The 14,477-nt window shown below is 57.2% G+C and carries 13 protein-coding genes; 8 read left to right on the forward strand and 5 right to left on the reverse strand.

Going from position 1 to position 14,477, the window contains the following annotated elements; genetic code table 11:
• The first annotated feature begins 2 nt into the window (after positions 1-2).
• Positions 3-1,235: a glycolate oxidase subunit GlcF gene (glcF, locus tag AC4ANE_RS17610; RefSeq protein ID WP_460408433.1), complete on the forward strand. Its 1,233-nt coding sequence runs from the start codon at positions 3-5 to the stop codon at positions 1,233-1,235.
• A gap of 35 nt (positions 1,236-1,270) precedes the next feature.
• Positions 1,271-1,678, forward strand: coding sequence for a heme-binding protein (locus AC4ANE_RS17615; protein ID WP_002554153.1), 408 nt, complete (start codon positions 1,271-1,273; stop codon positions 1,676-1,678).
• Positions 1,679-1,756: 78 nt separating this feature from the next.
• Here the strand turns inward: AC4ANE_RS17615 and AC4ANE_RS17620 are convergent, their stop codons facing one another.
• Together AC4ANE_RS17620 and gntR are read right to left on the reverse strand one after the other, a co-directional pair.
• The gene (locus tag AC4ANE_RS17620) at positions 1,757-2,728 is read right to left on the reverse strand and encodes a WD40 repeat domain-containing protein (protein ID WP_002554154.1); all 972 of its coding nucleotides are present in this window, start codon (positions 2,726-2,728) and stop codon (positions 1,757-1,759) included.
• Positions 2,729-3,056: 328 nt separating this feature from the next.
• Complete coding sequence (gntR, locus tag AC4ANE_RS17625; RefSeq protein ID WP_002554155.1) at positions 3,057-4,073, reverse strand: HTH-type transcriptional regulator GntR; 1,017 nt, start codon at positions 4,071-4,073, stop codon at positions 3,057-3,059.
• Between the two features lie 282 nt (positions 4,074-4,355).
• On the opposite strand from gntR, the gene AC4ANE_RS17630 reads away from it, so the two are divergent.
• The 3 genes from AC4ANE_RS17630 to csrA all read left to right on the forward strand — a co-directional run bounded on the left by AC4ANE_RS17630 (position 4,356) and on the right by csrA (position 7,044).
• Positions 4,356-4,844 carry a gluconokinase gene (locus AC4ANE_RS17630; protein WP_005732609.1) on the forward strand — a complete coding sequence of 163 codons (489 nt, stop codon included), beginning with the start codon at positions 4,356-4,358 and terminating at the stop codon, positions 4,842-4,844.
• A 100-nt stretch (positions 4,845-4,944) separates the two neighbouring features.
• A complete protein-coding gene (locus AC4ANE_RS17635) occupies positions 4,945-6,297 on the forward strand; it encodes a GntP family permease (RefSeq protein WP_004667761.1) in 1,353 nt (450 codons plus the stop codon).
• A gap of 558 nt (positions 6,298-6,855) precedes the next feature.
• Positions 6,856-7,044: a carbon storage regulator CsrA gene (gene csrA / locus AC4ANE_RS17640; RefSeq protein ID WP_002554157.1), complete on the forward strand. Its 189-nt coding sequence runs from the start codon at positions 6,856-6,858 to the stop codon at positions 7,042-7,044.
• A 108-nt stretch (positions 7,045-7,152) separates the two neighbouring features.
• On the opposite strand, the gene AC4ANE_RS17645 is transcribed toward csrA, so the two are convergent.
• The 3 genes from AC4ANE_RS17645 to AC4ANE_RS17655 all read right to left on the reverse strand — a co-directional run bounded on the left by AC4ANE_RS17645 (position 7,153) and on the right by AC4ANE_RS17655 (position 10,422).
• On the reverse strand, positions 7,153-8,553 hold the full coding sequence (locus tag AC4ANE_RS17645) for a hypothetical protein (protein WP_002554158.1): 1,401 nt from the start codon (positions 8,551-8,553) through the stop codon (positions 7,153-7,155).
• Positions 8,554-9,219: 666 nt separating this feature from the next.
• Positions 9,220-9,480, reverse strand: coding sequence for a DUF1652 domain-containing protein (locus AC4ANE_RS17650; protein ID WP_002554159.1), 261 nt, complete (start codon positions 9,478-9,480; stop codon positions 9,220-9,222).
• Between the two features lie 459 nt (positions 9,481-9,939).
• Positions 9,940-10,422, reverse strand: coding sequence for a GNAT family N-acetyltransferase (locus tag AC4ANE_RS17655; RefSeq protein WP_002554160.1), 483 nt, complete (start codon positions 10,420-10,422; stop codon positions 9,940-9,942).
• 363 nt (positions 10,423-10,785) lie between these two features.
• Between AC4ANE_RS17655 and AC4ANE_RS17660 the strand changes: the two genes are divergently transcribed.
• The 3 genes from AC4ANE_RS17660 to AC4ANE_RS17670 all read left to right on the forward strand — a co-directional run bounded on the left by AC4ANE_RS17660 (position 10,786) and on the right by AC4ANE_RS17670 (position 14,453).
• On the forward strand, positions 10,786-11,730 hold the full coding sequence (locus AC4ANE_RS17660; RefSeq protein ID WP_002554161.1) for an alpha/beta hydrolase: 945 nt from the start codon (positions 10,786-10,788) through the stop codon (positions 11,728-11,730).
• Between the two features lie 54 nt (positions 11,731-11,784).
• Positions 11,785-12,222: a GNAT family acetyltransferase gene (locus AC4ANE_RS17665; protein ID WP_002554162.1), complete on the forward strand. Its 438-nt coding sequence runs from the start codon at positions 11,785-11,787 to the stop codon at positions 12,220-12,222.
• A 110-nt stretch (positions 12,223-12,332) separates the two neighbouring features.
• Positions 12,333-14,453, forward strand: coding sequence for a TonB-dependent siderophore receptor (locus AC4ANE_RS17670; RefSeq protein ID WP_002554163.1), 2,121 nt, complete (start codon positions 12,333-12,335; stop codon positions 14,451-14,453).
• Positions 14,454-14,477 lie beyond the last annotated feature (24 nt).

A 14,477-nucleotide genomic window follows, 5' to 3' on the forward strand; every position in this document is an offset into this window, starting at 1 on the left:
GCATGCAGACCACATTGAGTGAACACGCCAGAACCCTGCCCCGCGCCGAAGAGGCCGAACACATCCTGCGCAGTTGCGTGCATTGCGGTTTCTGCAATGCCACCTGCCCGACCTATCAACTGTTGGGTGATGAGCTGGACGGCCCGCGCGGCAGGATCTACCTGATCAAACAGGTGCTCGAAGGCCAGCAAGTCACCGAAAAAACCCGCTTGCACCTGGACCGCTGCCTGAGCTGCCGCAACTGCGAAACCACCTGCCCGTCCGGCGTGGATTATCACAACCTGCTGGACATCGGCCGTGCAGCGGTTGAGGCCCTGGTGCCCCGCCCGCTTGGCCAGCGGTTGCTGCGTGAAGGCCTGCGCCAGGTAATTCCCAATGCCGGACTGTTCCGTTTGCTGACCGGAATGGGCATGAAGTTCAGGCCCTTGTTGCCGCAGACACTGGCAACCAAACTGCCTGCAACAGTCCATGCTGCCGGGCTGCGGCCGACCACTCGTCATGCGCGTCAGGCGCTGCTGCTTGATGGTTGCGTGCAGCCAGGTCTGTCACCTAATACCAACGCTGCCACGGCACGCGTGCTTGATCGTCTGGGCATCGGTATTACTGCGGTCAGCAAGGCCGGATGCTGCGGCGCCGTGGATTACCATCTGAATGCACAGGAGGCAGGTCTGAACCGGGCGCGGCGCAACATCGACGTCTGGTGGCCCGCGCTCGAAGGCGGTGCCGAAACCCTCATCCAGACGGCCAGCGGTTGCGGTGCATTCGTCAAGGACTACGGCCATTTGCTGCGCCACGACCCAGCCTATGCAGACAAGGCCGAGCGCATCAGTGCGTGCACAAAGGATCTGGTCGAAGTACTGCGTGACGAGCCGCTGGAAACCCTGGGCATCAAGGTCGACACGCGACTGGCGTTCCACTGCCCATGCACCTTGCAGCACGCACAGAAACTCGGTGGTGAAGTGGAACGCGTACTGGCTCGTCTGGGCTTCAACCTGACCCAGGTGCCGGACGGCCATTTATGCTGCGGCTCCGCCGGCACCTATTCAATCACTCAGCCGGCCTTGGCCCGTCAATTGCGCGACAACCGCATGAACGCGCTTGAAAGCGGCAAACCTCAGGTCATCGCCACCGCCAATATCGGTTGTCAGACTCACCTGGCCAGCGCCAACCGAACTTCGGTACGGCACTGGATCGAGCTGATTGATGAAGCGCTTGGCACTCCAGAATCTCGCTGAACTCCTATCCAATAACCACTGCTCCGGAGCAACCCATGAAAATCAAAGCCGTCCTTACCCAAACCGAAGTGAGCCTGATGCTCGGTGCCGCACGCGACGAGGCCCAGGCCAATGGCTGGGCTGTGGCCATCGCGGTCGTTGATGACGGCGGCCATCTGCTCGCATTCGAACGACTGGACGACGCGTCGCCGATCAGCAGCTATATCTCGATCGAAAAAGCCCGTACCTCGGCACTCGGCAAACGTGAGTCCAAAGGTTACGAAGAAATGGTCAACGGCGGGCGTACGGCATTTCTCAGCGCCCCGCTGCTGACCTCGCTGGAAGGCGGCGTTCCGGTCATCGTCGACGGTCAGGTGATTGGCGCGGTGGGTGTTTCCGGCGTTAAGGCCGAGCAGGATGCACAAGTGGCCAAGGCCGGCATCGCGGCGCTGAATGCCGACTGACAGCGCAAGCCGCTGATGACTATATACAACCGGCCACTGCGCCTGCGTCATCCGCCGTGGCAGGTTTGGCAGGCGCAACTACAGCCTGTAGATCGAAATCCAGCTCATGTCCGGGTGGGAGGAGTAGATATACGTACCGGTCCTGTTGAGTACCGCGCCGCCCACCGAAGGAAAATAGGCGATACAGGTGGCGATTCCCTTCACAGTGTCGATCCGGTAGACGTCGTAATTGCAGGTGTAGATCGCATACACATAGCGCTCATCCGGCGTGACGCCTATGACTTTTACCGGATAGCCCTGGGTACCTATCTTCTCCCGATAAAACATTTTGTTGGTGGCGGCATCGATAATGTACACCTCGTCGATTCCGCCCACGTACAGCCAGGCGCCATCGGAACTGAAGGCCATCGACCGCGGATCTGAAAATCCGGGAATATCATGCTGCAGGTAATCCACCCTGCTGATTGCAAGAACATCGGTGGGTGCCGTCCGGTCGACCAGCATCGTTGCGTAAAACCGGTCATTCAGGGGGCTGATCCCGAGGGCCAGCGACGCATTGGTCAGGGCACCCAGATCAAACTCGTTTTCGACCGTGTAGTTCTCGGTCTCGATCAGGCGGATAAGTCCGCCAAGCGCATTCTGAAAGGACAGGCAGATAAAACGGCCATCCGGGCTGCACAGGATGCGGTTGACGTTGGCAGCCGGAAGTATCCTGATGACCTCCCGCAAGCGCGTGTCCACCACGTAGCACCTCTTCTGACCAATGGTGTAAAGCCGTTTCCCATCGGGGCTCAGGGTAATCGCACCCGCGCCTGCCCGCTTGATACTGCCGACCACGCTTGCACTGGCGATGTCGACCACGCTGACTTCGCGGCCACTCTCATGAGCGACATACAGCGTAGTTTCATCGGGACTGATAACGATCTCAGCGGGTACAAAGCCCAGCGGGATGATGCCGGTCAACCATGCGATGTCCAGAGGGACTCCTGAACCGACCGGGTCTGCGATGTGAGTCAGAGCTCTAACGTTTTGAGATGCTTTTTTTTGCATTTCTCTCACCCTTCAATAGGTCTTGTAAGACCGCCAGGACGGGGAATAGATAAGAAGATATATCCCCGTCATCCAACGATGCGGCCAAGACACTTATGCCGCTCCGATCCAAAAACGTAGGGTCATTGAATACTCAACACGAGGGGATGGGTACTGTCAGAAATAACAGTCCAGACGCACCGAAACCGTCCGAATGAGGGTATCAGCAGCGTTGCAGGACAGGGCCGTCGGGCACTCCAGCCCAGCGTCGGGAAAGCCCGGAGCGCAACGACCACTGGTCAGCGTGATGGCCAGGGGGGAAGCATGCAGGGATGGCCTTAATAAATACTCAGGAGCTTTCCCGTACCACCAGCTCAAACCCCAGATCCACCTGCGAATGCTGCGTGACCCCGTCGAGCAGGCCCAGCAGCAGCTGTGCCGCGCGCTGCCCGACTTCCTCCCTGGGCGTGCGTATCGAGGTCAGGCGCGGCACCATGTGGGCAGAACCGGGCAGGTCATTGAAGCCCACCAGCGATACGCGTTCGGGAATGGCGACGCCCAGACGCAAAGCCTCAAGGGCAGCGCCCTGCGCGAGGTCGTCATTGCAGAAGAAAACTCCGTCGACATCCGGATGTTGCTCCAGCAGGCGGGCAAACAACTCACCACCCAGGCCAATCGAGGACGACTGAGGCGTCGAGACCTGCAGCTCGGGGTCGAACAGCCCGGCGTTCTCCAGCACTTGGCGAAACCCGGCCCCGCGCTGCAATACGCGAGGGTCGAGCTGAGCGGCCATGTAAGCCAGTCGGCGACGACCACGCCCCAGCAGATGGCGTGCGGCTTCTGCTCCGGCCTGCTGTTGCGAGAAGCCGACGCAATAGGTACCCAGTCGCGTATCGAGCTCCATCATGTGCACGCAAGGCACGCCGCTGGTTTCAAGCATCTGGCGCGACGCTGCGGTGTGATCGAAACCGGTCAGCAGAATACCGCGCGGACGATTGACCAGATGGTTGCGCAGCAGTTTCTCTTCCTCATCGGGCGAGTAGTGATAGTTGCCGATCACCACGTCCAGACCGCGGATGCGCAACACGTCCTGAATGGCCTCCAGCGTCTCGATAAACAACTGGTTGGAAAGTGAAGGCACCAGCACAACGACGGTCTGGCTGCAGGAAGAGGCCAGCGCCCTGGCTGCAGAATTTGCGACATAGCCCAGGGTCTGTGCCGCAGCGCGGACCTTTTCCGCCAGCTCCGGCGCAACAGTGGTAACGCCGCGCAGCGCCCGGGAGGCCGTGATCGGCGACACGGCGGCAAGCCTCGCCACCTCATTGAGCGTAGGGCGACCAGTAGAGCGGGAACCAATGCGGATCATGCGTTGCCAACTAACATAGGGGTTGCCAAATGTGTCGAATGCCCCATAAGGTAGCGCTGTCTCATGGAAGGTGACAATGCTTTATCGCTGGTTTCACATGGGCCACCCGGTCAGGGTCGCCGCGGAGAACAGCCTCCAATGCTTATTGATGAGCCCAAAACAACGACAAAAACTGGAACAGCCCGGGCTGAGCCTGATGTCCACCGGACAAAGACAGCGCTGTCTCCAGATGAGGTGCCTACTGTGACAACTGCGAATACTGCTATTTCCGCCCTTGTGGTAATGGGTGTCTCTGGCTGCGGCAAAAGCGCCGTCGGTGCCGAGATCGCCCGCAACAGCGGCGGTCGCCTGATCGAAGGCGATGCGTTCCACCCTCCCGCCAATATCGAAAAAATGAGCGCCGGAACCCCTCTCAATGATGACGACCGGGCCGGCTGGCTGACCCGCCTGGGCGAAGAGATGGCTGCTGCCCTGGCAAACGGTGAGCACCCTGTGCTGACCTGCTCCTCACTCAAGCTTATCTATCGCCAGCGTCTGCGCGATGCCGTACCCGGCCTGGGTTTTGTTTTCCTGGAACTTACCAAGGAACTTGCCGCCGAACGTTGCTCGCACCGGCCGGGGCATTTCATGCCCGCCAGTCTGGTGGACAGCCAGTTCGCAACCCTCGAGCCGCCTTACGGCGAGCCGCTGACGTTGATCGTCGACGCATCGCAGCCTATCGATGTCATCGGTGAACAAGCCGCAGCATGGTGGAAAGACTCCCACGCCTGATAAAGGCGTGAGCGCAGAAGACAGCGCTGTCTTGCGTACACACGATATTAACGTCGGCGCTGTTAACAGCTCCTTAAAACAATAAACCGGAGAAACACCCATGTTCGGTATGACCCATGAGACGTTCCTGCTCGTCGATGCGCTGGTGACCATCGTCGGCCTTGTACTGTTGATCACCACCTTCAAGGTACACCCTTTCGTCGCGCTGACCCTGGCGGCAGGCTTTCTTGGCCTGACCTCGGGAATGCCGGTTGAAAAAGTCATGAAATCGTTTCAGGACGGCTTCGGCGGCGTACTGGGGTTCGTCGGTATCATCCTCGGCCTGGGCACCATGCTCGGCAAGCTGATGGCGGACTCGGGCGGCGCGGACCAGATTGCGCAAACGTTGATACGCACCTTCGGCAAGCAGAAAGTGCACTGGGCCATGATGTTCTCGGCCTTTCTGGTGGGCATCCCGCTGTTCTTCGAGATCGGCTTTGTGTTGCTGATCCCGTTGGTGTTCATTGTTGCCCGTCGCACCGGCGTATCCATCGTCAAGATCGGCATTCCATTGCTGGCAGGCCTGTCAGCCGTGCACGGCCTGGTTCCGCCACATCCGGGTCCGTTGCTGGCCATCGGCATTTTCGGTGCCGACATTGGCAAGACCATTTTCTACGGACTGATCGTTGCACTGCCGACGGCCATCATCGCTGGCCCGATCTTCGGTAGCTGGATTTCAAAAAGCATCCCTGGCACGCCTTCAAAGGAACTGATGGATCAGATTGCCAAAGAGTCGAGCACTGAGAACCTGCCAGGCTTCGGTATCACGCTGGTGACCATCCTGCTGCCGGTCTTCCTGATGCTGCTCAAGACCTTTGCCGACGTGGTGTTGCCGGAAAACAACATGTTCCGCATCTGGATGGACCTGATCGGTCACCCGATCAGCGCCCTCCTCGCAGCGCTTTTGCTGGCGTTCTACACCTTTGGTGCGGCGCGTGGCTTTGACCGTACAAAAATCATGAAACTACTGGACCAGAGCCTGGCACCGGTTGCCGCAATCGTTCTGATCGTGGGTGCAGGCGGTGGCTTCAAGCAAATGCTGGTCGCCAGCGGCGTGGGCGACGTGATCGGACACATGGCTGTGCAGGCTCAGATCAACCCGATCATGCTGGCCTGGCTGGTGGCTGCCGTCATCCGTATTGCAACCGGTTCGGCTACCGTGGCAACCATCACCGGCGCAGGGATCGTGGCACCCGTGGTCGGCCTGATTCCTGGCGTCAACCGCGAGCTGCTGGTGCTGGCAACCGGTGCCGGCTCGTTGATCCTCTCGCACGTCAACGATGCCGGTTTCTGGCTGGTGAAGCAGTACTTCAACATGACGGTTGCCGAAACCTTCAAGACCTGGACGGTGATGGAAACCATCCTGTCGGTGGTCGGCCTGATCTTCATCATGTTGCTGTCGATGGCGCTTTAAGCCCAACTCCGGCAGGGCCTTTGCGGGCAATGAAACCCGCGAAGGCCAACGCCTTGCTGTACATCGCATCTCTGCGCCACAGCGCGCACTCCGGACCGGCCACCCAGTGTCCCTGATAGCGTCAACAAGCCTGAGCGTAGTAGCGATGGCGACCCGGCAGCCCTTTCCTACATCCTCGTTCGACACTTTCAACTGAATTTTCAGAAAGTCCGAGCAATCTCGCAAAGTCATGCCTACGCTTACACTCATGCCGAGATGGGCTTATCCCGCCTCGTCGAGTGAGACGATGACGACCTCACAGCGTGCAGCGGTTCACGATACTTTTTACATGACGCCAGTAAATACGGGCATTTTCACGTCGAAACGGGCAGAATTGGCGCGCTCGTCGTATCGCAGATGCAAATCTCGATGACAAGAAAATGAACCGAGGGAATTTAATTCACCCATGTGACGTCATAAGACGGATGCATTTGGATGCACTCGGCAACAATCACCACGCAAAGGCAAACGCCAGCCTCTTGAGAGAGGCGTTTTCAAGAGGCCATCAAGGAAAAGATTATGTTGATACTCACTCGCAAAGTAGGCGAAAGCATAAACATCGGTGACGAGATCACTGTCACGATTCTTGGCGTTCAAGGGCTTCAGGTCCGCCTGGGCATCAATGCACCAAAAAATGTTTCAGTGCATCGTGAAGAAATCTACAAACGTATCCAGGCAGAACTGGCTCCGAACCAGGACCCACAATAATTCCTGCAGTACCCCTTATTCAATGTTGATTTGCCATTTACTGGCAGACAGCCGTACGGCGTCCCTGGGGCGCCGTTTTTTATGGTGCTGTTTACCTGTAATTGCTGCCTAACCCGCCTGAATGTGAAGCGCTGCCTGCATGAATAAGTCCATACCGATCATCTCGGGAACAGCAGCTGGACAGGACAGTCTGCTGGTGACGGCCTCAACCACTGCTCGGCTTGCATCATGGTGAAACTGCCAGACGCCGTAGATACGTCCATCGAAGGCGGGTTCACTGCCCAGATGCGGATCGACGCCAAGCCCGGCCCCCAGACCAAAAAGATACAGGCCCTTCATTCGACGACCCTGCTGGTCCAACGGACAGCCGCAAGCGTCGGACTCAAGACCGCCCTTTGTCTCGCGCAGGCTGATGAAGTTGCCTTCGGCATCTTTTAGCGTCGGCAGCACAGGTTGATAGCCAGAGCACTGCACGATCACCGCCGAGTCGGCAAGCGCGAGCCGGGCCGGCTCGTGGTCACCAGGTCGCCCGCCCAGCGTCTGAAAAATCTGCACCCGCACGCCCGTCTTGCCGACACGGCCGCTACACAGCGCCTCGCGCCCAATGTCCAGCGCTCTATAACGCAAGCCGCCGGAGCGGTTGACTCGGCCTGATACCGGACACACATCGTGTTGGGCGTCGAAAAGGTAACCAGCTGCCTGTGCTTGTTCGACACTTTCATAAAACAGCCTGATGCGGCTTCGATGAATAAGCGTCAGTTCCTGCAAGCCCGCGAACTCCAGTGCATCTGCCAGATTTTCCAGCATTGAAAAGGCACTGTGTGAGCCACCCACAATCGTGATTCGCCCTTTACCGGCCAGCGCGGGACCGAACACTTCGCGTAATTGCACCGCATTCATACGCAGCAACCTGTCCGCGCTCTGAATACTCACATTGCCTGGCAGCGCCAGCCCCTGCCCGGCGAGAGCATCAATCAGGTGCTGTGGATCCTGACGCCCACCCAGATTGAGTACCAGCGCCCGGCAGCGCACACGTCTTTTGCCGTGCGGACCGTCAACGTGCAGGCAAAATGTGTTGCCGTCACTGACCACTTCATTAATGGTCGTACCGGACCAGACTTTTACTCCGTAGCGTTGCACGATGTGGTCCAGTACCAGCCTGGCGGCCTCGGCCATGAGCAGACCGGCATCAGACAGCTGCGGCGCGCTTTGTGCCTGCGCTTTGATACGCCAATACGCTGCCGAGTTTTCCAACGGCTCGAATACCTCACGTAATGCCGGATCGCGCAGGCAATCGATGAATACATCGCCCACAGAATTGGCGGTAATCCGATACTCCCCCAGCACGCTTGCTCCGGGCCGGTCGCTTGCATCAATGACGACCAATCCTTTCGCGGCAATTCCGGGCATTGCGCCGGTCTTCAGGGCACTGAACAAAAAACCCATGCCGGCGAGCCCGGCCCCTCCGACGACGCAGCCGCAGGTTGTTTCCATACCGTTATCAAACATGATGATGCTCCATCGTCATTTCATACGTTGGTGCAGCACAGAAGTTCTGGATGATCGAGTGCCTGGCTGATCAGGCGAACCAGCGTCCCTGCACGATTCGAGGCGAAACACATACAACCGAACACCGACAAAGGCTCATTCACCGAAGTGATGAGTCGTCATGAAACAGTGTTTTTTACAGAAAGTTACAACACGTAAAACAGGCGGGACCTTGAAGTAGCGGAGTGGGCAGTAAAAAACCGCTCAATGCTACCGCCCGTTTTTTAAGCGGCGTTTTTTATCAAGTGGAAAAGCGTGACAATGCGTTACGCATTCAGGAGGCAATCGGATAGTTGCAAAGAAACGCAAAAGTGTCAAATAGGCAGGGCGTTGAGCAACCCGTTCAATAGTGCGCGATAAGCTGATGATTTCACGGCGCTTGTACTTTTTTAAACCCTTGACGTGCGCACAGTTCAAGACGGTTAAAAAGTTTCATGAATTTCTATTATTTTTTTATCGCCCATCTCCGAAACAGCATGACTCCGACGCTGTTAAATTGACGTGCGATCGGGCAGCGGGTTTTGCCCGAAAAAGTCGAACCGGCAACCGCACAAACGACAAGGCCCCGATCAACACTGATCGAGGCCCTGCTGCGTGATGCCTGGACATCAGAGGGATGAAGCAGTATCAGGCAGCGCTGTAATGCGCTTGTGACGCCTTGGCTTTTGCCGGTTCTTCACGCAACCCGGCTACCAGTGCAGAGATATCCCGGACAGTCTTGATACGGCTGAGCGGGAGGCTCGTCTGACGATGGGTACGCCCGGACACCGGATCGCTTATTTGCACCGTCATCTGATCGTTGGCAATGGTGCAGGTGCAACGCAACGGCAGGAATGCACGTTCAACGATACTCCTGAGTTCTAACTCAGACAGTCCACTCGTAATCATCTCTTTATCTCCTTATGGGTGTAAGCATGTCCCGACCATGACAAATTTTGACAATTTTTATTGTTGATGACTCTTTTAAAAAACGGCCCAGACCAGCCCGCCAATTATCTGTCGTCACTCGCGTTATGCTTAAACGAGTTATACACCTCTCGCAGCCCCTCTAGCAACTTCCACAACCGAATATCCTTGCTCCTTTTAATGCTGTCCCTTATTGAAGAATCAACAGAAAAAACGATTCACCGTAATGATTTCCAGCGTACTACGGCCTGACGTGAATCACGGCGTACAGAAGTCACACTAGAAAGCAGCATAAATACTGACGAACGGTCGACTGCCGGGACGGCGTTATCTGAAAAAATAACCAGACACTGTTATCGAGTCGCTTGAAAAACGGGTTAAAGATAAAAGGCACGCCCGGGCCGATGCAATAATAGCCGTGCGTGCCCCCGCATGAAAAACTTACTGTTCCGAGCCAGACAGACGCAGATGGATCAGCGCCACCCGGGCACCTTGTTTATCGCGTTTCTCTTCGATGGCATAAGGGCGAAAGCCCATCCGCGGGTAAAACAGCAACCCGGGGACGTTATGGTTGTAGCAGGATGCAATCAGCTCAGTCGCTTCGTGCTTGTCAAATGCGATCCCCATCATACTGGTAATCATGTAACGCCCTACCCCTTTGGAGCGGGCCTTCGGAGCGATGATCACATTACCCAGCGAGCAACGGCCGCGAAATTTGCATTGAGAGAAATTGGCAAAACCGACAACTTCGCCATCCATCTCGATGACGGTCGAGTCGTGTCGGGTCTCCAGTGCTTCGCTGAGTTGCGAGGCAGTCAGCGGGTAAGTCGCTCTGGGGAACATGTAGAACAGTTCGTCGGCATTCTGCGGCAGTTCGCAAATCGTGGGGATGTCTTTTTCTTCCAGGGGGCGGTGATGGAACATGAGCGGTAACCTCTTGAAGAAATTGAAGAAAGCGCGAGTTAACGTTAAGCAGATCGGCGATTCGGGCGACGGCTGGTGACAAAAATACAGCGCCTGTCCCTTCACAGCATAATCCCCGGCTATCGAAAAGGGCACCTCAATAACGAATTGTGCTATTGAGCGCCTTTGTTGACGCTGCATTCGGACCTCTTGGCGCAACGTATTGAAGCGTAGGGGTTTGCGTGTACATCATGATTGCTCAGCTTGAAAACATACCCGGAACCCCGCTGTGCAATATTCTGTAACCCATGTTTGGTGGTTCATCTTGCAACCCTGACGCAGAACCGGCATTTATTTCACTTTGTTGACTGGATCATGCGTCTTATGCCGATTTCGCCCCTGGCTCGCTTCAAGGCTCGTCCGATCAAATGGGTCTGCATGTTAGCCATCATTATTGGCCTCCCGGTCGGCTGTGCAGTGCTTGAGCACAAGGAACGCGAACTGGTGTTTCGCATCGAGCCCGGCACCGCAAGCTGGTACAGCGGCCTGCCCGCCGATGTCCAGGAGATCGAACTCAGCACACCGTCATTTGGACCATCGCAGAATATCCACGCCTGGTGGTGGCCCGCATCGGACAAGAACGCCCCGGCCGTGCTGTACCTGCATGGCTCAAGATGGAACCTCACCGGCCAGTTGTTCCGTATCCAGCAACTCAAGGCGCAGGGCTACTCGATACTGGCGATCGATTATCGGGGTTTCGGTCAGAGCATGGGCCAGCTGCCATCCGAGAAGTCGGTGTACGAAGATGCACGCATCGCCTGGGCACGCCTGAAACAACTGCAGCCCGATCCGCAACGCAGACTTATATATGGGCACTCGCTGGGCGGGGCAGTTGCGGTGGATCTGGCAGCCGAACTGGGCAATGACGCAGAAAAGGGCAACGCGCCGATTCAGGCCCGCGGGCTGATAATAGAATCCACCTTCACCAACCTGGCCGATGTGGCCACAGCGCTGGCCAATACCTCGCTGCCTGTGCGCTGGTTGCTGTCGCAGAAGTTCGACTCTCTGGACAAGATTGCAGACATCCACATGCCAGTGCTGATCGTGCACGGCACCGAGGATCGCTACGTACCAGCACGCTTCAGCGAGCAGCTGTTCGAAGCAGCGCAGGAACCCAAGAAGCTGATACTGGTGCCTGGCGGTACACACAACAACAGCATGCAGATCGGACAGCCCGCTTATAGTCGGGCCATCCGTACGTTGCTTGATACACCGGCATCACTGCCCAGGGTCACAACACAGGACCAGCCGTCAAAGAACGCCGGTTAGACATGGCCGGACACGACGCAGTAGTCTCTGGGCTCATCACCCAGAGACCGCGCAATGAACTGCATTGTCGAGTATTCAGACCCGCATCACCGCCTTGCCGTCATCGAACTGTGGAAGACCGTCTTCAATGACCCCATGCCGCATAACCGTCCGGAGTTGTCGATCGACAAGAAACTGGCTGTCGGGGACCGGCTGTTTTTCGTCGCCGTCATGGACGGCCGCGTGACCGGGACCATTCTTGCCGGTTACGACGGCCATCGCGGCTGGCTGTATTCGGTTGCAGTTGCCCCGCACCAGCGTGGCAAAGGACTGGGAACAGCACTGGTCAGGCACGCAGAACAGGCTCTTACGGACCTTGGCTGCGTCAAGATCAATCTGCAGATTCATACGTTCAACGAAAGTGTGCAGGCTTTTTATCAAACATTGGGGTACACGCCCGAGCCCATCATCAGCATGGGCAAGCGGATTGACGCCAACGTCGATAGTCATTGATAACCTGAAAAGGCCCCTGTTTGCAGAGCACCGGGCTCAATCATTTATTTACATGAGAATCAGTATCAAATTACAATTATTGCTATTAACGTCCTTGCTGAGCATTTCCCTTGAGCACCTCCTCCCAATGCCCTCGCCGTCCCGGCCCTTTTTTGCTGTCCGCACTTTCACTGGCGATGTGCGCCAGCGGCGCAGTGCATGCTGCTGAAACCGCAACCTTGCCTGCCACCCAGGTATCCGCCGCCGCTACCGAAGGCCGGGAAGGCTACAGCGCCGAAAGCACCAGTACCGCGAGCAAAAGTGATGTACCGATCAAGGAGGAGGCACAGTCGGTCAATGTGGTAACGCCGCAGACCATCGCCGACTACAACGTGCGCTCACTGGACGACGCCATGAAGTTTGTCAGCGGCGTCAGCCAGGGCAACACACTGGGCAACACCAAGGACTCGGTGATCAAGCGTGGCTTCGGTACCAACGACGACGGCTCGATCCTGCGCGATGGCGTACGCTCGGTGGTATCGAAAAACTTCGGTGCCACCACCGAGCGCGTTGAAGTACTCAAAGGTCCGGCATCGCTGCTGTACGGCGCGATGGAGCCGGGTGGCGTGATCAACGTGATCAGCAAACAACCGCAATATGTGCAAAGCACCACGCTCAGTGGCTCGGCCTACAGCGAAGGCGGTGGCAGTTTCGGCATCGACACCACCGGACCGCTGGGCGATTCCGGGCTGGCCTACCGACTGGTGGCAGAGCGTCAGAGCGAGGACTATTGGCGTAACTATGGCGTCGATCAGCACACCCTGATCGCGCCCTCGTTGTCCTGGACCGGAGAACGCGCCAGCCTGACGCTCGCCTACGAATACAACGACTACATCAGCCCGTTCGACCGCGGCACGGTGTTCACAGGTGGTCATCCGGCCGATATCAGCTATGACAAGCGGCTCGACGAAAAGTGGGCCAATACCGTGGGCATCAGCGAAACCGCAACCGCGCGCTTCGAGTATCAGCTTAGTGATGACTGGAAAACCCGTCTGACCTACGGCTGGAACAACGACCGCTACAGCCTCTCGATTGCCCAGCCAAGCACATTGTCCAGCAGCGGTGTACTGCGTCGTCAGGCCAATGGCGGCCACTATGATTATGAAACGCGTTATGCCAGTTGGGACTTCATCGGCAAGCAAGAGATTCTTGGCCAGCAACATGATCTGTTGATCGGTGCCGAGCAGGAAGACTCCGACAAGTATCGTGGCAAGACCTACCGCAACACGGCTCAAAACGGCTTCAATATCTTTTCGCCCAGCTACGGCAGCCTGGCTGAACCCAGTGTCGTCAGCACGACCACCAGCAACCTGAGCAATCAACTGACCTCATCTTCCCTGTACCTCAAGGATAACTGGCACCTGAATGACCGCTGGATTCTGGTCCTGGGTGGTCGCTATCAGCATTATGACCAGTACATCAAACAAGGCCTTGGTGCTAGCCGAGTCACCAATCTGGACAAGAATGACGATGTATTTCTGCCAATGGCCGGTCTGGTATTCAAGGTCAATGAAGACCTCTCGCTGTACGGCAACTACAGCCGTTCGTTCGTGCCCAACGACGATGTGAACGATGACGGCACGACCTTCGACCCGGAAGAAGGCCGCAGTTACGAAGTTGGTGCCAAATATGCACTGGCACCGGCGCTTAACCTCAACCTCGCGGTGTTCGACATCGAGAAGAAAAACGTCGTCACCCCCACTGGCGTGACCGGCGTCAGCGAAGCAGCTGGCAAGGTCGGCTCACAAGGTGTGGAGCTGGACGTGACCGGGCGCATAGCCGAGCGCTGGGACATGATCGGCACTTACGCTTACACCCACACCGAAGTGCTGGATGATCCAAGCAACAAGGGCAATCGTCTTAGCCAGGCACCCAAGCATACGGCCAGCCTGTACCTCACCCACCATCTGCAAGTCCCGTCCGGTCTGGGCGACTGGCATGCAGGTGGCGGCGCACGCTATGTGGGCGAGCGCGCTGGTGATGATGCCAATACCTTCTATATGAGCAGCTACACCGTAGCCGATGCGTTTCTACGCTGGGATGTGCCGATGGCCGGTTACAAGACGCGCCTGCAACTGAACGTCGATAACCTGTTCGACAAGCAGTACTACCCCTCCAGTACAGGCAGCCAGTTGCAGGTCAACGTTGGCGAGCCGCGCACCGCGCGCCTGAGCGCCAGTGTCACTTTTTAACCAGTTACAACGGAGCAGGCCTGC

The organism is Pseudomonas sp. Pme6b, from assembly GCF_058129925.1.